This is a genomic window from Ensifer sp. 38_S197, from assembly GCF_056924495.1.
Map to the genome: position 1 here is coordinate 665,617 of NZ_JBXOVZ010000001.1, position 19,757 is coordinate 685,373.

At 59.0% G+C, this 19,757-nt stretch carries 18 protein-coding genes, 1 tRNA gene, 3 rRNA genes and 2 pseudogenes; 9 read left to right on the top strand and 15 right to left on the bottom strand.

The window, feature by feature from the left end:
• Together AC1Z3V_RS02950 and AC1Z3V_RS02955 are read right to left on the bottom strand one after the other, a co-directional pair.
• Positions 1-993, bottom strand: coding sequence for a flavin reductase (locus AC1Z3V_RS02950; RefSeq protein WP_483497128.1), 993 nt, complete (start codon positions 991-993; stop codon positions 1-3).
• A gap of 166 nt (positions 994-1,159) precedes the next feature.
• Positions 1,160-2,989, bottom strand: coding sequence for a helix-turn-helix domain-containing protein (locus AC1Z3V_RS02955; RefSeq protein ID WP_483499525.1), 1,830 nt, complete (start codon positions 2,987-2,989; stop codon positions 1,160-1,162).
• Between the two features lie 138 nt (positions 2,990-3,127).
• Between AC1Z3V_RS02955 and AC1Z3V_RS02960 the strand changes: the two genes are divergently transcribed.
• Positions 3,128-3,721 carry an amino acid synthesis family protein gene (locus AC1Z3V_RS02960; protein ID WP_483497129.1) on the top strand — a complete coding sequence of 198 codons (594 nt, stop codon included), beginning with the start codon at positions 3,128-3,130 and terminating at the stop codon, positions 3,719-3,721.
• Positions 3,722-3,726: 5 nt separating this feature from the next.
• Complete coding sequence (locus AC1Z3V_RS02965) at positions 3,727-4,206, top strand: Lrp/AsnC family transcriptional regulator (RefSeq protein WP_483497130.1); 480 nt, start codon at positions 3,727-3,729, stop codon at positions 4,204-4,206.
• A gap of 292 nt (positions 4,207-4,498) precedes the next feature.
• Here the strand turns inward: AC1Z3V_RS02965 and AC1Z3V_RS02970 are convergent, their stop codons facing one another.
• A complete protein-coding gene (locus AC1Z3V_RS02970; protein ID WP_483497131.1) occupies positions 4,499-4,810 on the bottom strand; it encodes a DUF2958 domain-containing protein in 312 nt (103 codons plus the stop codon).
• A gap of 202 nt (positions 4,811-5,012) precedes the next feature.
• Between AC1Z3V_RS02970 and AC1Z3V_RS02975 the strand changes: the two genes are divergently transcribed.
• The 3 genes and pseudogenes from AC1Z3V_RS02975 to AC1Z3V_RS02985 form a co-directional block, all read left to right on the top strand.
• A complete protein-coding gene (locus AC1Z3V_RS02975; protein ID WP_483497132.1) occupies positions 5,013-5,336 on the top strand; it encodes a type II toxin-antitoxin system HigB family toxin in 324 nt (107 codons plus the stop codon).
• Positions 5,326-5,706: a helix-turn-helix domain-containing protein gene (locus tag AC1Z3V_RS02980; RefSeq protein WP_483497133.1), complete on the top strand. Its 381-nt coding sequence runs from the start codon at positions 5,326-5,328 to the stop codon at positions 5,704-5,706. Before AC1Z3V_RS02975 ends, AC1Z3V_RS02980 begins: the two co-directional genes overlap by 11 nt.
• 10 nt (positions 5,707-5,716) lie before the next feature.
• Positions 5,717-6,491 (top strand): annotated as a pseudogene (locus AC1Z3V_RS02985) (recombinase family protein); the annotation flags it as partial.
• 272 nt (positions 6,492-6,763) lie between these two features.
• Here AC1Z3V_RS02985 and AC1Z3V_RS02990 read toward each other — a convergent pair.
• From AC1Z3V_RS02990 to AC1Z3V_RS03000, 3 genes and pseudogenes are all read right to left on the bottom strand, one after another.
• Entirely contained in the window at positions 6,764-7,117 is a 354-nt protein-coding gene (locus AC1Z3V_RS02990; RefSeq protein WP_483497134.1) for a type II toxin-antitoxin system PemK/MazF family toxin, read from the bottom strand.
• A complete protein-coding gene (locus tag AC1Z3V_RS02995) occupies positions 7,114-7,338 on the bottom strand; it encodes an antitoxin MazE family protein (protein WP_483497135.1) in 225 nt (74 codons plus the stop codon). The genes AC1Z3V_RS02990 and AC1Z3V_RS02995 overlap by 4 nt, the downstream gene beginning before the upstream one ends.
• Positions 7,339-7,429: 91 nt before the next feature.
• Positions 7,430-7,956, bottom strand: a pseudogene (locus tag AC1Z3V_RS03000) (ArdC-like ssDNA-binding domain-containing protein); the annotation flags it as partial.
• A gap of 43 nt (positions 7,957-7,999) precedes the next feature.
• Here AC1Z3V_RS03000 and AC1Z3V_RS03005 point away from each other — a divergent pair.
• The gene (locus AC1Z3V_RS03005; protein ID WP_483497137.1) at positions 8,000-8,161 is read left to right on the top strand and encodes a hypothetical protein; all 162 of its coding nucleotides are present in this window, start codon (positions 8,000-8,002) and stop codon (positions 8,159-8,161) included.
• A 69-nt stretch (positions 8,162-8,230) separates the two neighbouring features.
• On the opposite strand, the gene AC1Z3V_RS03010 is transcribed toward AC1Z3V_RS03005, so the two are convergent.
• Positions 8,231-8,734, bottom strand: coding sequence for a GNAT family N-acetyltransferase (locus tag AC1Z3V_RS03010; protein ID WP_483497138.1), 504 nt, complete (start codon positions 8,732-8,734; stop codon positions 8,231-8,233).
• 3 nt (positions 8,735-8,737) lie between these two features.
• Positions 8,738-9,037, bottom strand: coding sequence for a type II toxin-antitoxin system TacA family antitoxin (locus AC1Z3V_RS03015; RefSeq protein ID WP_483497139.1), 300 nt, complete (start codon positions 9,035-9,037; stop codon positions 8,738-8,740).
• Positions 9,038-9,105: 68 nt separating this feature from the next.
• On the opposite strand from AC1Z3V_RS03015, the gene AC1Z3V_RS03020 reads away from it, so the two are divergent.
• From AC1Z3V_RS03020 to AC1Z3V_RS03030, 3 genes are read left to right on the top strand one after another with little or no spacing between them, the layout of a single operon-like run.
• Complete coding sequence (locus AC1Z3V_RS03020; RefSeq protein ID WP_483497141.1) at positions 9,106-9,531, top strand: hypothetical protein; 426 nt, start codon at positions 9,106-9,108, stop codon at positions 9,529-9,531.
• A 19-nt stretch (positions 9,532-9,550) separates the two neighbouring features.
• Complete coding sequence (locus AC1Z3V_RS03025; RefSeq protein ID WP_483497143.1) at positions 9,551-9,826, top strand: recombinase family protein; 276 nt, start codon at positions 9,551-9,553, stop codon at positions 9,824-9,826.
• On the top strand, positions 9,823-10,329 hold the full coding sequence (locus tag AC1Z3V_RS03030) for a recombinase zinc ribbon domain-containing protein (protein WP_483497145.1): 507 nt from the start codon (positions 9,823-9,825) through the stop codon (positions 10,327-10,329). Before AC1Z3V_RS03025 ends, AC1Z3V_RS03030 begins: the two co-directional genes overlap by 4 nt.
• 181 nt (positions 10,330-10,510) lie before the next feature.
• Here the strand turns inward: AC1Z3V_RS03030 and AC1Z3V_RS03035 are convergent.
• The 7 genes from AC1Z3V_RS03035 to AC1Z3V_RS03065 form a co-directional block, all read right to left on the bottom strand.
• A tRNA-Met gene (locus AC1Z3V_RS03035) sits at positions 10,511-10,587 on the bottom strand.
• A 265-nt stretch (positions 10,588-10,852) separates the two neighbouring features.
• Positions 10,853-10,967, bottom strand: a 5S ribosomal RNA gene (rrf, locus tag AC1Z3V_RS03040).
• A gap of 230 nt (positions 10,968-11,197) precedes the next feature.
• Positions 11,198-14,121, bottom strand: a 23S ribosomal RNA gene (locus AC1Z3V_RS03045).
• Between the two features lie 225 nt (positions 14,122-14,346).
• Positions 14,347-15,898 (bottom strand): 16S ribosomal RNA (locus tag AC1Z3V_RS03050).
• Together the 16S, 23S and 5S rRNA genes with 1 tRNA gene alongside form the textbook arrangement of a ribosomal RNA operon.
• Before the next feature lie 516 nt (positions 15,899-16,414).
• Positions 16,415-17,311 carry a 3-hydroxyisobutyrate dehydrogenase gene (mmsB, locus tag AC1Z3V_RS03055; RefSeq protein ID WP_483497146.1) on the bottom strand — a complete coding sequence of 299 codons (897 nt, stop codon included), beginning with the start codon at positions 17,309-17,311 and terminating at the stop codon, positions 16,415-16,417.
• Positions 17,312-17,367: 56 nt separating this feature from the next.
• Complete coding sequence (locus AC1Z3V_RS03060) at positions 17,368-18,420, bottom strand: enoyl-CoA hydratase/isomerase family protein (RefSeq protein ID WP_483497147.1); 1,053 nt, start codon at positions 18,418-18,420, stop codon at positions 17,368-17,370.
• 23 nt (positions 18,421-18,443) lie between these two features.
• On the bottom strand, positions 18,444-19,586 hold the full coding sequence (locus AC1Z3V_RS03065; protein WP_483497148.1) for an isobutyryl-CoA dehydrogenase: 1,143 nt from the start codon (positions 19,584-19,586) through the stop codon (positions 18,444-18,446).
• Between the last annotated feature and the right edge of the window lie 171 nt (positions 19,587-19,757).

Here is a 19,757-nt window from a genome sequence, read left to right on the forward strand (position 1 = left end):
TCATTGTCCTTGGTCTTGGGAGGCTTGCGTCCAGGCGCGGGCTTCGCCGTCGATCATCGCGACGCGGCCGCCATCGTCTGAATCCATGTAGATGCCGAAGCGGCCCGCCTGCCGCTCGCGCACATAGCGGCGCAGCATCGAGCGCAGTTCGTGGGTGGCGATCGCTTCGTAGGGCAGATCGTCGATCGGGAAGAAACGGAGATCGGCGGGCAGGCTGATGCCGGCGCCTTCGCCCGCCAGCCGGGCGCGGTAGACGAGATAGCCGGGATCGCTGTCGGCAACGTCGAAGACGGAGTAGAGGAACGTCTCCTCGGGAACGAGACGCAGCGCATCACCGCCTTCGACGACCAGCTGGCTGTCTGCCTTGCGGCGGCGAGCCGAGGGCAGTACCCAGCCGCCCTTGCCATCCGAGCGCAGCAGCAGACCGTCGCCCGCCTCGATCAGATAGCCGATGATCATCCCACGCGAGGCGAGCCAGCCCGATGGCAGCGGATCCTTGACGCTGGCATAGCGGCCCCGGCAGAAACCGAGTGGCGCGGACGGGCTGGTGCCGAAGGCGCGAACCTGGCCGATCAGGAGGGAGTGATCGCCGGCATCGACGGTGTTATAGGTCGTGCAGTCGAACCAGGTGAGGCTGTCGGTCAGGACAGGTGCGCCAGTATGGATATGGTCGTGATTGACCGCCTGAAACTTGTCCGGAGATTTCGAGGCGAAGGTGCCCGACACATCCACCTGGCCTTCATGCAGGATATTGACGGCGAAGCATCCGGCATGGGTGAAGGATCGATAGCTGGATGCCGATTTCGCGACGCAAACCAGAAGCAGCGGCGGATCGAGCGAGACCGAGGTGAAGGAATTCGCGGTCATGCCGCGCGGCGTTCCGTCCTCGTCGCGCGTCGTAATAACGGTGACGCCTGTCACGAAGGTTCCGAAGGCCCGGCGCAGGGCGATCGGGTCAATCGGCGCATCCGCCTTTGCCGCTGTCTCCGCCATGCTGTCTCGCCTCCCTTTCGTTGTTGAAAGGAGGCTAGCGCTGCCGGTCCGGCCATTCTTCCTCGGCTTCGAAGGAGCGAGTGGAAAACTTCTGCTGCGATCAGTAGGAGACCGAAAATGGCCGCGCGAAAGCGCTGGAAACTAGGATAGAGCGAGGCGGGAAGAATTACTTTTCGGCACTGACGCGGTTGTCGATGACTCTGTGCAAGCGGATTGCCAGCTCGACGGCAAAGCGCTTCTCGGGTGTGTCGACATCGATGCCGAACAGCTCCTGAATGCGTGACAGGCGGTAGCGCAGCGTCGTCACATGCAGCCCCATCGTATCGGCGCAGGCTTGGCTGCGGCAGCCCTCCTGCAGATAGGTGGAGAGTGTTTCCAGATAGGGCGTACCGTTTTCGCGGTCATGCTCGGCAATGGCACCGACGCTTTCCTGAACGAAGCTGCGGACATCGCCCGCTTCAGAGGCTGCCACCAGCATCGGAAGCGGCCCGAAATCCTGTGCAGAAACAGCACCCGTCAGGCCGAAGGAACGGCCGATGCGGATCATCCGGCTGCAGCGTTCCCAAGCGGCCGGATAATCGGAAAGCGCCGCACAGCGATTGCCCGCGACAACAACAGGCGGTTCGTCGAAATAGCGGCCAAGCTCCTCGGCGATACGGCGCGTCAGCTTGACCGTCCGCTCCTGCCTTTTGCTGGCATCATAGGGCACGAGGCAGATGACACCGCCATCGATGGCGATCAGGTTTGCCTGCAGCGAAGCCTGCTGCATGATACGGGCGATCGTATGCTCGACATCGACGGAAGCGCCGCCGAAGGCCTTAGTCTTGTCGGGGAAATCGACGACGATCATCTGCTGCGGCTGCGAGAAATTCAGGCCCAACCGTTGGGCGCGCTGAGTGACATCGCCGGCATTGCGCCAACGGGCCTCGACGATCTCGAAGAACAGCTCGGTCTGGGTGCGGGTCTCGAACCTGAAGCGGATGAAGCTGCGCATCATCTGCACACTGAGCGCAAACTTTGCACTGTCGAGCATCAGCAGATCTAGATCGCTGAATTCGCGCGAGGTCGGGAAGATGATTAATGCGCCGACCAACTGATTATCGACCGTCAGCGGCTCGATGCGCGCAGAAATCTTGAAGCGTTGCGCGCCGTCATCGAGAAACAGGCTGGCGGCATCGGTCGCGCCGCGATCGATCGCCTCGCGCGCCGCCTTCATCAGCGGCCGGGCAAGCGTCGTGGCTGCTACCTCCTGCCAGGAAGCCTCGTCATAGAGGGCATTCGGCGGACGCCCCGCGATGACCTGATTGGCGGTGAAATCGACGACGACGGTCGGATTGGGCAACATCATTCCGACCATGGCCGAGAGCGGGGCGACGGCGCCGTCGCTCAAGACATGTTCAAGCAACGAGGTATGCGCCTGCAACGCCCGCTCAAGCCGCTGCGCCGCACGCTTCTCGGCTTCCAGCCGATGTTCGCGCTCGACGGCGATGGCGCCCATATGGATAATCGCCCCAAGAAAGGCGAGGTCGTCTTCGGAGACTTCGGTGATGTGGCGTGAGATGACGCTCAGCACCATCGGCCGGCCCTCGGCGTCCTTGCAGTTCATCGGCATGACGAGAACGGTGCGGTAGTCCCGTTCGAAGGCCTCCTTGCGGTAGCCGGGAAATTCGACGGACTCACGGGCGTCGCGAATATAAACGGGCTCGTTGCGCTGCAGGGCGATCAACGACGGGCTGGTCGCCAGCTCCCACCTGTCCGGCAGCTGCCGCTCAATCAGTGTCGGGTCGTAGCGGACGATGACATAGGCATAGCCATGCGCCGCATCGATCCCCATGATCGAACCGAGCGACCAATGGGCATGGCGGCAAGCCGCCGCAATCAGATGCTGCAGCACGGTCTGGAGATCGCCGCCGCTGTTGATCTGGCTTGCGACGTCGCGGAGCGCCGATATCTGAAACTTCTGATTCAAACTGCCTCGCCCTCCAACTGACCGCATCATGCGCGTGCGTTCGACCGAAATCTACTCCGTTTCGACGGAAGCCGAAGCCACGCAGTTCCGCCGATCGGAGGAAGACGTTCGCCATTTAACCGCTAGGCTTCTGCGAGTTTCAACATTTTCGTATCGGCGCAAGGCATGACACTCGGCATCAGAAAAATTTCGACCTTCCTGGAAGAGACCCTCGTCGAGGGCGGCAAGGTGGCTCCGCGTCCGGTGACTATGGTCGTCGTTGCCGCGGTGATCCAGAACCCCTGGGCAGGACGTGGCTTTGTCGAGAACCTGCGGCCGGAGATCATCCGCATTGCCGGCGAGCTCAGCCATGAGATGACCAGCCGCCTGCTGCGGCGGATGGACGCCGACAAGATTGAGGCCTGTGGCAAGGCGGCGGCAACGGGCATCAACGGCGAGATCGAGCACCCCTCGGCGATGATCCACACGCTGCGCTTCGGCAACCCGTTCCGCGAGGCGATCGGCGGTACCAACTACCTGGAATTCGCCAATACCCGCAACGGCCCCGGCGCACTTCTGTCGCTGCCTATGATGCACAAGAGTGAGAGCGGCAAACGCTCGCATTTCCTGACCGCCAACTTCCTGATTGCGGATGCGCCCGGGCCGGACGAGATCGTCGTGGCAATCGGCGCCGCTGATGGCGGCCGGCCGCATGCACGCATTGCCGATCGCTTCCAGGATATTGCCGAGATGGAAGCCGAAAAGGCCGCTAAGGTCTAGCGAGAATGAAGTTAGATGCCATCGATCTCAGAATTCTCGATGCGATTCAGCGGGATGGCCGCATTACCAAACTTGCTTTGGCAGAAAAGGCCGGTCTTTCTCCCACCCCCTGCTGGATGCGGCTGCGCAAGCTTGAAAAGGCTGGGATCGTCACCGGCTATCATGCCCGTATCGCGCTTCGCAAAATTGCCCCAGTCGCAAGCGTCATGCTCGAGCTCACGCTTGCCAACCACCGGCAGAGCGATTTCGAGCGCTTCGAGCGGGTGATCGAGGGCATTCCCGAGATCGTCGGGTGCTGGTCCGTTGGCGGCGGGGTCGATTACTTCCTGCGCATCACTGCACCCGACATTGATGCCTATCAGCGGCTGATCGATGGGCTGCTCGACCGAGAACTCGGGATCGAGCGCTATTTCACCTACATCGTCACCAAGACGGTCAAGGACGAGACTGTGCTGCCCGTCGCTGCGCTCGTGGAGCCCGGTTAAATCTTGAACGACGCATAGAGACATCATGCGGCCGGTCTACGGCCGCGACAAGGTCGAGCTCGGCCGCAAGCTGATGGCGCAATGGATGGGCAAACTCGGGTTTGAACTGGAGATCCTCGCCGACTACCAACCTGCTGACGTGGATGTGAGTGAGATCATCGTTCGTCCCACACAGCGGGCCCTTTCTGATCCCCAACGCATCCCAAGACGACGCCGACCTGCAAGAGCGGACGGCGTCTCCCTTATTGAAGCAAGACCTGTGGCCCTGAGGCCGAATCTTCACTCTGTGACTTTAAACCCTGCTCGCTGCGCTCTCGAGCGCTCCGACATCGTATCCGCCCTCCTGTACCAAAATCACGGGAACTGCGATGGAACGCAAAATGGTGCCGATCGTCTCGAAAGCCTGCTCGGTTAGCCGAGCGGACTGCATCTCTTCCAGCGAGAAGTTGCCCAGCTCGGGATCGCCGAAATCGGCGAGCCCGAACATGATATCGCCATCGGCATCGAGTTCGGTCGCAAGCCAGACGCTTTCTCCAAGCGGGTTAAAGAATTCGACGACCGACAGATGGTCAGCGTCGCGCTGGCGGCCATTTGCAAGCGGCAAAACCGATCCGCACTCTGGCTCTCAGGGGCGTTGCGGGGTCTCCCCCGCAGAAGGGGTGTTCCGGCGACCGTAGCGCCGGCCAGGAAAAGGCCTTCCATATCGCGATCTCACACATTCCAATTAGCGGTCGATTGACTTCCAATCGGCCGAGCACAATAGAGTCCTATTGAGACCATTTTGGTCCCGCGCTATAGGTGAGACAATGAGGATTATCGCCCGCCGCACCTTGCGGGAATCTATCGAAAGCCTGTCAGGGCAGAAGGATCAACCAGCCGTCAAGGCTGCGCTCGACGCGTGGTTCGATGAAGTGAGCAAGGCGGAGTGGGCGAGCTCCGCGGATGTGAAGCGACTCTATGCGACGGCGAGCATCGTCAGCGCCGAGCGGATCGTCTTCAACATCAAGGGCAATGACTATCGCCTCGTCGTGTCGGTCGATTTCGAGAAAGGAATCGTCTGGATCAAGCGGATCGGCACGCACAAGGCTTACGACAAGATCGATGTGAAGGAGGTCAAACATGGTGACTGACCTGAAGCCGATCCGCACCGAAGCGGATTACGAGGACGCGCTTGCCGAGGTCGAGCGGCTCTGGGGTGCGAAGAGCGGCACACCCGAGGGCGACCGCCTCGATGTGCTCGCGACGCTGATCGATGTTTACGAGACCAAGCACTACCCGATGGACCCGCCTGATCCGGTGGAGGCGATCCGGTTCCGCATGGAACAGCAGGGGCTCAGTCGCAAGGATCTGGAGCCAATGATTGGACCACGCAACCGTGTGGCCGACGTCTTGAATCGCAAGCGCAGCCTGTCGATCGAGATGATCCGGCAGTTGCATGATCGTCTCGGCATCTCGGCCGAGGTGCTGATCCGGCCGAGCCGGATGGATAAGGTTACGTAGGAGATTGCCGATGACCCGCGTTGCCCTTTATGCCCGCTACTCCTCCGACAACCAGCGCGAAGCGTCGATCGAGGACCAGTTCCGCATCTGCCGGGAGCAGACGAAGCGCGAGAAGTGGAAGATCGTCGGCAGCTACAAGGACGCCGGCATCTCGGGCGCGAGCATGATCCTGCGTCCCGGCATCCAGGCGCTGTTGCAGGACGCGCAGGCGGGTCAATTCGACATCGTGCTGGCCGAGGCGCTGGATCGAATCTCGCGCGACCAGGCCGACGTCGCCACGCTGTTCAAGTATTTGAAGTCGGCGTGCCGGTCGTCACGCTGGCCGAGGGCGAGATCAGCGAACTGCAAGTCGGCCTGAAGGGCACGATGAATGCGCTGTTTCTCAAGGACCTCGCCGCCAAGACGCATCGGGGCATTCGCGGCCGGGTGGAGGACGGCAAGTCGGGCGGCGGGCTGCGTTTCGGTTACAAGGTGGTCAAGCAGCTCGACGCGCGTGGCGATCCGATCCGGGATGATCGCGAGATCGACGAAGCGGAGGCCAACGTCGTCCGCCGCGTGTTCCGCGACTTCGCGTCGGGGATCGCGCCGCGGACGATTGCGCGTACGCTGAACGAGGAAGGTGTGCCGGTCCGAACGGCAAGCTCTGGAACGACACGACCATCCGCGGCCATGGGAAGCGCGGCACGGGCATCATCAACAATGAGCTCTATATCGGCCAGCTGATCTGGAACCGGCTGCGCTACATCAAGGATCCGTCCACTGGCAAGCGCGTCTCGCGCCTCAATCGGATCATCCGCGATCACCGAGGCTCTGAATCGCTGCGACGAACGGCAACAGGCGGCCGAGGCTTTGCGAGTGCTGATCGAAAAGTTCGCCGGAACGATGGTTTCCGGCCCTTTATTCTCGTCTTCTGCCATGTCGGTCGCACCGAAACTGTGGATCGACCTGACAAAAGATGCAGACAAACACCCGATGGAAAGTACTAAAATCGTGTCGTAGTGCTATCGGCGGTAAATACTTGCGCGTTGCGGTTTTGACGTAGATCGCAATCCGCGTCTCAAGCCTCTCTTTTCACCCTCGGCGAAACCGCAAGTCCGAGAAAAACCAGCATCGCCTGATTGAGTCGCACTATGTCTTCGTCATCCAGCCGTCCGACTAGCTCACCGATCTTCGATTTAGGAACCGTGGTGATCTTGTCCACCATCAGGCGGGAAGCCAGCCCAAGTCCGTTGCGCTTATTCGGAACAACGGGAAGTCGAAACAACGGCGCTTCCGTATCATCCGATGTGAAGGCGCAGACGGTGATCGAACCCGTCCCGTCGAAACTGTCGTCCTGCACGATCACAACAGGGCGCGGTTTACCCGCGTAATCCTTGCCGCCCGCGACCTTCCAGATATCCCCTCGCCTCATTCATCGCCCCAATCGGAGGCGGCGTCGATGAACGCCTGATCGTCCGCCGCATGCGCGCTTACCGCGACCGCAAGCGACTGGCGGTGAGCCTCTGCCTTGAAGGAGGACGCCCGCACGTCCGGCACCCAAATCTGGATCGGGCGCAGACCTTGGGCGCGCAACCGGGCGCGATGTTCGCCCACCTTTACGCGCGTGGGCTTCGGCTTTGATGCAGAAGCCATGATTTTCTCCTTCGGCATCGGTTACATGTAACCTATCATAAGCATGGGCTAATGCCTACCATTTTCTTCCGAATCATTCGCGGGTCGCGGTCACGCCTGCGGCGGATAGAAACGCCTCGACCCTCGGCTCGATCAGGCCGGGCGGTGGCGGCGGTGCGACGTTGGCGATGTCGTCGGGCAGCCCGTCGCATTGCGCCACGTCGAAGACGGTAAAGCGCTTCACGAACGGGATGGCATGCGCTTCCTCGCCAGTCTCGCGGGCGCGGCGCTTCTCGTCTTCCGGCGTGAAGCGGTCGGCATAGACGACCGTGATGCCGTGCTCGCCCTTGCGGACATGGCCGCCGAGCGAAAGCTCCTGTCGGAATGTGAGCCAGCCCTGACCGGGAAAGCCGTGCTCGATGACGGCGCCCCAGAGGATGAGCACGTTGATGCCGCTGTAGCTGCGGGGGGGTCGCGGCGTTCTTCGGCAGGCCGAGCGGGGCCTTGGCGGCCGACGTGCCCCAGGGCTGCACCCACGGCACGCGACCGGCCTCAAGCTCGGCGATGATTTTGGTGGTGATTTCGTCAAAGGTTCGACCGGTCCGAGCCGGTGCGAACGCTGCGATCATGTCTGGACATCGCGGTTCTCCGCGACGGGCGCCGGAATCGTGAGGACGATCAAGTGATTGATCCCATTCGCCAGATCTCGGGCAGCGTCGCTGGCGAAATCCCGATATGCCACCTGCTGTACCCCGACACCCCATCGAACCTGATGGTCTGCGGCGACTTGAACCAGCCGAATGGCATGAGTGGGGTGAATCTCTCGACCTTGCTGAACGCCTGACGATATTCGGTGTATTTCGCGGTGAGATATTCGTCTCCCTTGATACATCGATATTCTATTCTGCTTGGCTCACGCCTCGGCCAGCGACGCCGCGACATCGGCAATCGAGCGGAAGAGGACAAGTGGATCGTCCTTCGACGGCAAGAAGCCACGCCGTTGCCAGAAACCGGCAGCTTCATCATCGACGGCATTGACCATCAGCGCTCGCCCGCCCACGAGACCGGCCGCCTGGACGCAACGCTGCAGCGCGTGTTTGACGAGACCCGTCCCAATCCCCTGCCCCGCCCATCCGGTATCGGTGGCAAGCTGGCCGAGAAGAAGGCACGGAACGGGATTGGGCGGCTGGCCGGTGCGAATCGAGCGCGGCATGACCGACGGCACCACGGCCGTCGGCGCCAGACCATAATAGCCGACGACGCGCCCCGCCTCATGGACGACCAAAATGGCGGTGAAGCCCTTCTGCTGATTGGAAAGCGCGCGCGTCTTCAGCCAGTGATCGAGCGTCGGCTTGCCGCAAGAGAATTCAGACACATCATGCGCGGCGGTAAGCGGTTCGGGAGCCGATAACGCCACGACTTACCGCTTCGGCTCGTAGCCAGTTTCCCATGGCGCCGGCCGTTTCGCCAATTCGACCATTTCGGGAACAGGCGCTGCCGGGGCGGCGAGAACCTCCATGAACGCATCGAACCCTTCCGGGCTCATACGGATCAGGCTTTGCTCCATCACGACCTCCTCGGCCGCGCGCACGGCGGCATCGCGCACGAAGTCGGTGCGCGAGCGGCCGCGCAGCGTCGCCGCACGATCGATCATCGCGACATCCGCTTCCGGCAGTCGCATCGAGATGGGGTGTTCCTTGCGTTCCGCTGTGGTGGCCATGAGTTGTCTCCTTTGGAAGCAAGATAGGGGATTGTATTGTAATTTGCAATACGATGATGTCATCCCCCATGTTGAGCGATCTCGAAACAGCGGTGTCGATACGCCCGACCATCGGTTCGGGGGCAAAAGCGCATAGGTTATTTCGCTATGCCACGGTGCGCGCTTGCGCGCTCGACCACGCCGCCATGCGCCGCGCGACACCAATCAACGCCGAATATTCTACCGTGTTTTCAGTTGCTTATACTGTCTTTCCGGCAAATCCTGCCGGACATGACTTTACGAGCACCCCAATATCCGTCGAAGATGACAGGAAGAGAGCGCGAAGAGCTGCTCGATCCCTGCTCATCGACGAGCCGGCACTGACCTTTACGCCGAGGGGCGATCCCGATCCACGGCTTTTGCGTCTGGTCGACTTTCTGGCACGGCAGGCGGCACGGGAATGCTACGCGGAAGAAGTCAAGATGACGAGGCGACGGGGGAAGCGCACCTCCTGATGCCGAAAGGAGAGGTGCATTGAAGGTCGCGATCTACGCCCGCTACTCGTCCGATAATCAACGCGACGCCTCGATCGCCGACCAGTTCCGCATGTGCCGCCTTCATGCCGAGAAGCAGGGCTGGCAGATCGTCGAGGAATATTCCGACCACGCGATCTCCGGCTCGTCGCTGCTGCGCCCCGGCATTCAGGCCCTGATCTCCGACGCCACGCGCGGGCGTTTCGATCTGATCCTCGCCGAAGCCATGGATCGGCTTTCGCGCGATCAGGAGGACATAGCGGGCTCCGAACGATGAACTATCGCCGCCGACCCAAATATATGTTCTCCGGCCTGACCAAATGCGCCTGCTGTGGTGGCGGCTATTCCACGATTTCGGCGACGCTGATCGGCTGCTCCACGGCCCGCAAGAAGGGCACCTGCGATAATCGAATGAACATCCGCCGAGATGAGTTGGAGACGCGCGTGCTGAACGCGCTGCGCACCAAGCTCGTCGATCCCGCCATGTTCGTGTTCACTCAGGAGATGAACCGCCTGCGCAGGGAAGGCCGCGCCGGTATCGCCGCGGCTGAAGCGGAGAGCGCGCAGATCGACAGGGAACTGGACACGCTGCTCAACCTGATTCTCAAGGGTGGCGCGGCCGACGCGATCAACGCTAAGATGGTCCTTCTGGAACAGCGCAAGAAAGAACTGGCCTTGTTCCTGGCCGAAGCGGAGGAGCCGCCTCCCCTTCTGCATCGCTCAATGGCGCTGCAATGCCGCAAGCGGGTCCAGCAGCTCTACGAAGCCTTGCAGGACTAAGAGGAAGAGAAGCGGATCGAGGCGGCCGACATTCTGCGCTCGCTGGTGGACCAGATCGTTCTGACGCCGGCGGAGGGCAAGATGGAAATCGATGTCCAGGGCGATCTGGCTGGCATTCTGACGATTGCCGCACAAACGCAAAACCCCGCAGCGGGTAAGGCTACGGGGTTGCAAGTAAAGATGGTTGCGGGGGCAGGATTTGAACCTGCGGCCTTCAGGTTATGAGCCTGACGAGCTACCGGGCTGCTCCACCCCGCGTCCAGCGCAAATCCCTATGGGATTTGTCGCGGTAGCGTAAACCGCTTTGCGGTTTATGCTTTTGTCCGGTCCGGGTTTTGCGCAGCAAAATCCCGTTTGTTTTCTGATCGTATCGAATCAAAAAGGCCGCTTGTTGGCGGCCCTTGGTTTCGGCGGGGCCGAAGTGAGTGTCGAGAAGGAGATCTTTGTTTTGCCGCTGCCTTGTCCTTCTCGGCTTTGCCTCGAAGGGGAGCGGCGTTTCCGGTTTTTATCTTGCGTTTTGCAGACCTGGCAGCGACCTACTCTCCCGCGTCTTAAGACGAAGTACCATCGGCGCTGGGGCGTTTCACGGCCGTGTTCGGAATGGGAACGGGTGCAGCCACCCCGCCAGAACCACCAGGTCGGCAAAGCGCAAGATTTGCCTTGCGGGCAAACCGGAATGAGAAGCTGGTTGAAGTTTTCACTTCATTTGTTTTGAACACGTCTTTGCGTCTTATCCGGACAACTCCAGCAGCCGGCAAAGCCGAGCCGCCAGTCGTCTGGCGCGCCGTCCGCAGCGAAGGCCGAAGGCCGACAGCGTGAGGACGTCTATAGCATCATCAAACTTGTTTGATGAACACAAGCAATGGGAACGATCAAGCCGATCGAACGATTAGTACTGGTAAGCTTCATGCGTTGCCGCACTTCCACACCCAGCCTATCAACGTGGTCGTCTTCCACGGTTCTCAAGGGAATACTCGTTTTCAGGTTGGTTTCCCGCTTAGATGCCTTCAGCGGTTATCCATTCCATATATAGCTACCCAGCGATGCCTTTGGCAAGACAACTGGTACACCAGCGGTGTGTCCATCCCGGTCCTCTCGTACTAAGGACAGCTCCTCTCAAATTTCCTACGCCCACGACGGATAGGGACCGAACTGTCTCACGACGTTCTGAACCCAGCTCGCGTACCGCTTTAATGGGCGAACAGCCCAACCCTTGGGACCGACTACAGCCCCAGGATGCGATGAGCCGACATCGAGGTGCCAAACCTCCCCGTCGATGTGGACTCTTGGGGGAGATAAGCCTGTTATCCCCGGGGTAGCTTTTATCCGTTGAGCGATGGCCCTTCCATGCGGAACCACCGGATCACTAAGCCCGACTTTCGTCCCTGCTCGACTTGTAGGTCTCGCAGTCAAGCTCCCTTGTGCCTTTACACTCTACGAATGATTTCCAACCATTCTGAGGGAACCTTTGGGCGCCTCCGTTACATTTTAGGAGGCGACCGCCCCAGTCAAACTGCCCACCTGACACTGTCTCCCGGCCCGATCAGGGCCGCGGGTTAGAATTTCAATACAGCCAGGGTAGTATCCCACCGACGCCTCCACCGAAGCTAGCGCTCCGGCTTCTCAGGCTCCTACCTATCCTGTACAAGCTGTACCAAAATTCAATATCAGGCTACAGTAAAGCTCCACGGGGTCTTTCCGTCCTGTCGCGGGTAACCTGCATCTTCACAGGTACTATAATTTCACCGAGTCTCTCGTTGAGACAGTGCCCAGATCGTTACGCCTTTCGTGCGGGTCGGAACTTACCCGACAAGGAATTTCGCTACCTTAGGACCGTTATAGTTACGGCCGCCGTTTACTGGGGCTTCGATTCAGAGCTTCTCCCAAAGGATAACCCCTCCTCTTAACCTTCCAGCACCGGGCAGGCGTCAGCCCCTATACTTCGCCTTGCGGCTTCGCAGAGACCTGTGTTTTTGCTAAACAGTCGCCTGGGCCTATTCACTGCGGCTCTCTCGGGCTATACACCCTACCAGAGCACCCCTTCTCCCGAAGTTACGGGGTCATTTTGCCGAGTTCCTTAACGAGAGTTCTCTCGATCACCTTAGGATTCTCTCCTCGCCTACCTGTGTCGGTTTGCGGTACGGGCACCTCCCGCCTCGCTAGAGGCTTTTCTTGGCAGTGTGGAATCAGGAACTTCGGTACTATAATTCCCTCGTCATCACAGCTCAGCCTTTATGATGAGCGGATTTGCCTACTCATCAGCCTAACTGCTTGAACGCGCATATCCAGCAGCGCGCTTACCCTATCCTACTGCGTCCCCCCATTACTCAAACGGCGGGGAGGTGGTACAGGAATATCAACCTGTTGGCCATCGCCTACGCTTTTCAGCCTCGGCTTAGGTCCCGACTAACCCTGAGCGGACGAGCCTTCCTCAGGAAACCTTAGGCATTCGGTGGACAAGATTCTCACTTGTCTTTCGCTACTCATACCGGCATTCTCACTTCTAAGCGCTCCACCAGTCCTTACGGTCTGACTTCACAGCACTTAGAACGCTCTCCTACCACTGACATCAAAGATGTCAATCCACAGCTTCGGTGATACGTTTAGCCCCGGTACATTTTCGGCGCAGAGTCACTCGACCAGTGAGCTATTACGCACTCTTTAAATGGTGGCTGCTTCTAAGCCAACATCCTGGTTGTCTAAGCAACTCCACATCCTTTTCCACTTAACGTATACTTGGGGACCTTAGCTGGTGGTCTGGGCTGTTTCCCTTTTGACTACGGATCTTATCACTCGCAGTCTGACTCCCATGGATAAGTCTTTGGCATTCGGAGTTTGACTGAATTCGGTAACCCGTTGGGGGCCCCTAGTCCAATCAGTGCTCTACCTCCAAGACTCTCACAACATGAGGCTAGCCCTAAAGCTATTTCGGAGAGAACCAGCTATCTCCAGGTTCGATTGGAATTTCTCCGCTACCCACACCTCATCCCCGCACTTTTCAACGTGCGTGGGTTCGGGCCTCCATTCAGTGTTACCTGAACTTCACCCTGGACATGGGTAGATCACCTGGTTTCGGGTCTACAACCACATACTAAACGCCCTATTCAGACTCGCTTTCGCTACGGCTCCGCCTTATCAGCTTAACCTTGCATGGGATCGTAACTCGCCGGTTCATTCTACAAAAGGCACGCCATCACCCGTTAACGGGCTCTGACTACTTGTAGGCACACGGTTTCAGGATCTCTTTCACTCCCCTTCCGGGGTGCTTTTCACCTTTCCCTCACGGTACTGGTTCACTATCGGTCACTAGGTAGTATTTAGCCTTGGGAGATGGTCCTCCCAGCTTCCGACGGAATTTCACGTGTTCCGCCGTACTCAGGATCCACTCAAGAGGGAACGAAGTTTCAACTACAGGGTTGTTACCTTCTTCGACGGACCTTTCCAGGTCGCTTCATTTACTTCGTTCCTTTGTAACTCCGTATAGAGTGTCCTACAACCCCAAGAGGCAAGCCTCTTGGTTTGGGCTAATTCCGTTTCGCTCGCCGCTACTCAGGAAATCGCATTTGCTTTCTCTTCCTCCGGGTACTTAGATGTTTCAGTTCCCCGGGTCTGCCTTCAATATCCTATGTATTCAGATAAAGATACTGTTCCATTACGAACAGTGGGTTTCCCCATTCGGAAATCTCCGGATCAAAGCTCACTTACAGCTCCCCGAAGCATATCGGTGTTAGTCCCGTCCTTCATCGGCTCCTAGTGCCAAGGCATTCACCGTGCGCCCTTTCTAACTTAACCATTAGCGAATAAATGGTACAACATAAAGTTGTGTTATTTATTGGTTTGATTAAAGAAAAGTTTCACTTTTCCTCAGCAATTACTGTTATCTAGTTTTCAAAGAACAATCGCAACCAAAATTCTTCTTATCTAATAAGAAGAAAGTAGTATGCTTTCTATAATTGAGAGATTGAACTCTCAAAACTGAACAAAGTGTCAAAACGTACGTCATGTAAAAATCCTTAGAAAGGAGGTGATCCAGCCGCACCTTCCGATACGGCTACCTTGTTACGACTTCACCCCAATCATCTGTCCCACCTTAGGCGGCTAGCTCCTTACGGTTACTCCACCGACTTCGGGTGTTACAAACTCTCGTGGTGTGACGGGCGGTGTGTACAAGGCCCGGGAACGTATTCACCGCGGCATGCTGATCCGCGATTACTAGCGATTCCAGCTTCATGTAGGCGAGTTGCAGCCTACAATCCGAACTGAGAATGGTTTTATGGGATTGGCTTGACCTCGCGGTCTTGCAGCCCTTTGTACCATCCATTGTAGCACGTGTGTAGCCCAGGTCATAAGGGGCATGATGATTTGACGTCATCCCCACCTTCCTCCGGTTTGTCACCGGCAGTCACCTTAGAGTGCCCAACTAAATGCTGGCAACTAAGATCAAGGGTTGCGCTCGTTGCGGGACTTAACCCAACATCTCACGACACGAGCTGACGACAACCATGCACCACCTGTCACTCTGTCCCCCGAAGGGGAACGCTCTATCTCTAGAGTTGTCAGAGGATGTCAAGACCTGGTAAGGTTCTTCGCGTTGCTTCGAATTAAACCACATGCTCCACCGCTTGTGCGGGCCCCCGTCAATTCCTTTGAGTTTCAGTCTTGCGACCGTACTCCCCAGGCGGAGTGCTTAATGCGTTAGCTGCAGCACTAAAGGGCGGAAACCCTCTAACACTTAGCACTCATCGTTTACGGCGTGGACTACCAGGGTATCTAATCCTGTTTGCTCCCCACGCTTTCGCGCCTCAGCGTCAGTTACAGACCAAAAAGCCGCCTTCGCCACTGGTGTTCCTCCACATCTCTACGCATTTCACCGCTACACGTGGAATTCCGCTTTTCTCTTCTGCACTCAAGTTCCCCAGTTTCCAATGACCCTCCACGGTTGAGCCGTGGGCTTTCACATCAGACTTAAGAAACCGCCTGCGCGCGCTTTACGCCCAATAATTCCGGATAACGCTTGCCACCTACGTATTACCGCGGCTGCTGGCACGTAGTTAGCCGTGGCTTTCTGGTTAGGTACCGTCAAGGTACGAGCAGTTACTCTCGTACTTGTTCTTCCCTAACAACAGAGTTTTACGACCCGAAAGCCTTCATCACTCACGCGGCGTTGCTCCGTCAGACTTTCGTCCATTGCGGAAGATTCCCTACTGCTGCCTCCCGTAGGAGTCTGGGCCGTGTCTCAGTCCCAGTGTGGCCGATCACCCTCTCAGGTCGGCTATGCATCGTTGCCTTGGTGAGCCGTTACCTCACCAACTAGCTAATGCACCGCGGGCCCATCTGTAAGTGATAGCCGAAACCATCTTTCAATCATCTCCCATGAAGGAGAAGATCCTATCCGGTATTAGCTTCGGTTTCCCGAAGTTATCCCAGTCTTACAGGCAGGTTGCCCACGTGTTACTCACCCGTCCGCCGCTAACGTCATAGAAGCAAGCTTCTAATCAGTTCGCTCGACTTGCATGTATTAGGCACGCCGCCAGCGTTCATCCTGAGCCAGGATCAAACTCTCAAGTTGAGAATTCAATCATTGGCTTACGTCACGTTCTGAATCGACGAGAACTCACACCCATCTTCAATCAACAACAATCCGAAGACCGTCATCGAGAAAACTGGTGTTGTCTCTTGTTAAAACGTGACCGCCAAAGTCTCTTTCCAGAACCTCAATCTCTCAAGGTTCCGCGAGCTCCGCCGCCCACGTTTCTCTTTCTCTATATTCAATTGTCAAAAAACCGACGAACTCACCATCCGTCAAACCGTTTCCAACAAGCCCGAAACTCTCGCCTCAGACCCCAAAATCAGCCTCAGCCAACCAAGGAAACTCTAGAGCGAAGGTCGTCGTCGCCAGCAGCGCCGCCGCCCTCGTCAGTGATCGGGCTTATAGACCCCACACCTCCAACACGTCAACAGACATTTTCACGACCTCGATAGAATTCTTGCAACCGATTGAAAATAAAATCGAATTTCTATTCACAGGCATGAACAGCCGATTTTCGGCCGTTTGGGCGGGCGAAAATCCATCGGTGTGGGCGGATTAGCCGGCCTTTGCCTCATCGCTGCCGCGCAGCAGCCGGATCAAGGCGGAAAAGTCCTCGCCACCATGACCGAGCGTCTCGAACATCGAATAGAGCTGCGCGGCCTGCGCGCCCATCGGCGTCGTCGCACCGCTGGCACTTGCAGCTTGCTGCGAAAGCTTCAGATCCTTCAGCATCAGGCTCGCGGCAAAGCCCGGCTTGTAGTCGTTATTGGCGGGTGAGGTCGGGACCGGACCCGGCACCGGGCAATAGGTCGTCAGCGACCAGCATTGGCCGGACGAAGTCGAGGCGACGTCGAACAGCGCCTGGTGCGACAGGCCCAGCCGTTCCGCCAGCACAAAGGCTTCGCAAACCCCGGCCATGGATATGCCGAGGATCATGTTGTTGCAGATCTTTGCCGCTTGGCCGGCGCCAACCCCGCCGCAATGGACGATCTTCTTGCCCATGGCCTCGAGCAGCGGCTTGCCGCGGGCAAAGGCGTCGTCGCTGCCGCCAACCATGAAGGTGAGCGTGCCGGCCGCAGCACCACCGGTTCCGCCGGAAACCGGCGCATCGAGAGACGGGCAACCGATCTTTTCCGCAAGGGCATGCGCCTTGCGGGCGCTGTCGACATCGATCGTCGAACTGTCGATCAGGAGCGTGCCCGGATCGACGAAACCGAGCAGTTCATCCCAGACATAGAGTACATGGGTGCCGGCGGGCAGCATGGTGATCACGCACTCGGCGCGGCGCACCGCATGGGCGATCGAGCCGGCGACGGAGACCCCGGTCTTTGCCGCCGCATTGCGCGAGGCTTCCGACAGGTCGAAGCCGCTGACCGCGTGGCCCGCCTTCACCAGATTGGCGGCCATCGGTCCGCCCATGTTGCCGAGCCCGATAAAGGCGATCTTCGTCATGTTACTCCTCCTGCATTGAAACTCGGCCAAGCCGACATGCACCCCATCCTCAGGCGCTAGAACAGCGGCGGGTGGTCCTTTCTGGTGAAACGCGAGAGCATCTCAGGCGTGACGTCGGCCAGCGCCACATTCCATTTTGGACTGCGGTCCTTGTCGATCACCGCGGCACGCACGCCTTCATAGAAGTCGTCGTTGGAAAGCATGCCGAGCGTCGCAGAATACTCCCGTTCGAGGCATTCGTTCAGTGACGTACTGCGACGACCGGCCCGCAAGAGGTCGAGTGTCAGCTTCATGCTCAGCGCCGAACGGGAATTGAGCAGCGCCAGCGTTTCCTTTGCGAAATCGGAGCCGTCCGCCGCAAGCGCCGCCAGGATTTCCTCCACCGTATCGAAGGCGAAGCAGCGATCGATCAGTGCAAATTGGTGCTGAAGCGGCGTGGGCGGAGCTTCAGACGAATGCCTTGCAATCACCGCATCAACATCAGCGCTGCCTGCCGTCGCCGGCAGCCTCGCAAGAGCCGTGACGAGTGCCTCCAGCTTTTGCGAGGTAACGAAGCTGTCAGCAAGCCGGGCATGGACGGCATCCGCAGCGACGATATCCCGGCCGGTTAACCCGAGATAGGTGCCGAATTCCCCGGGGGCTTTCGGCAGCAGCCAGGTCGCGCCGACGTCTGGGAAATAGCCGATCCCGGTCTCCGGCATCGCCAGCCGCGTGCGTTCAGTGACGATGCGGTGGCTGCCATGCGCGGAAATCCCGACACCGCCGCCCATGACGATACCATCCATGATCGCGATATACGGCTTGCGGTAGCCTGAGATGCGGCTGTTGACGATGAATTCCTCGCGCCAGAACTGCGCACCTTCCGCCGGCCGCTCGCGGCCGCTCTCATAGATCATGCGAATGTCGCCGCCGGCGCAAAGCCCGCGCTCGCCCTCGCCGGTCACGAGCACCGCCGCAACAGCCGGGTCGTTTTCGAATTCGGTCAGGGCCGCCGCGATCAGCCGGATCATCGGCACGTTGAGACTGTTCAGCGCCCGCGTTCGATTAAGCCGGATCCTGCCGATCGCTCCCTGCCGCTCGACGATGACTTCTGGCGCCTGCATGTCCATGAACGGTCCTTTCTGTTTCCGGCCTACTTCCGGCCGATGAGCGAACGCGCAACAATGAGGCGCATGATCTCGTTGGTACCTTCGAGGATCTGGTGCACCCGGAGATCTCTGACAATTTTCTCGACGCCATAGTCGGCGAGATAGCCGTAGCCGCCGTGAAGCTGCAGGGCGTCGTTTGCGACAGCGAAGCACCGGTCGGTGACGAAGCGTTTGGCCATGGCGCAAAGTTTCGTCGCTTCCGCATCGCCCGCATCCAGCGCCGAAGCGGCACGCCACAGGAAGGTCCGGGCGATTTCGAGATCGGTTGCCATGTCGGCCAGACGGAACTGCAGCGCCTGGAATTCGCCGATCGCCTTGCCGAAGGCGCGGCGCTCCTGAACGTAAGCCAGCGCTTTCTCGAAGGCGGACTGGGCGCCGCCGAGGGACGCGGCGGCGATGTTGAGACGGCCGCCATCGAGCCCACCCATCGCGATCTTGAAGCCATCGCCTTCCGCACCCAGACGGTTTTCCGCCGGCACGCGGACGCCATCGAGCATAACGGCGCGGGTGGGCTGGACGTGCCAGCCCATCTTCTTCTCGTTGGCGCCGAACGTCAGGCCAGGGGCATCCTTCTCGACGACGAAGGTGGAAATGCCCTTGGGGCCATCCTCGCCGGTTCTGGCCATGATCACGTAGAGGCCGGCTTCACCAGCCCCGGAGATGAACTGCTTCTGGCCGGTCAGCACATAGCTGTCGCCGTCCTTCACCGCCTTGGTCTTCAGCGCTGCCGCATCCGAGCCCGAGCCGGGCTCGGTCAGGCAGTAGCTTGCAAGCACTTCCATCGTCAAAAGCTTCGGCAGCAGCCGCTGGCGCTGCTCGTGCGTGCCGTAGCGGTCGATCATGCCGGCGCACATGTTGTGGATCGAGACGAAGGAGGCGACCGCCGGGCAGCCGGTTGCAAGCGCCTCTATGATGATCGCGGCATCGAGCCGCGTCAGCCCCGTGCCGCCGACATCGTCACGGACATAAATGCCGGCCATACCGAGGGCCGCGGCACCGCGCAGCGTGTCGACCGGAAAGTGCTTCTGCTGGTCCCAGTCGATTGCGTGAGGGGCGAGTTCGTCGCGGGCGAAATCGAGCGCCATCTGACGAATGGCCTCCTGCTCCTCCGACAAGCGAAAATCCATATGCATGTCCTCCCTGACCGCATACCTACTGCAGGTTTCTTTTAGTCCTGCAGCAACTCAGATTCCTACTGCGACCTTTGCGCGTCTCACGAGACGTGCGGCACGGTAGGCGTGGGGGCCTAGTTACACCAAACTTCGTACCGGCACAGATGCAACTTCTCACAGGTTATG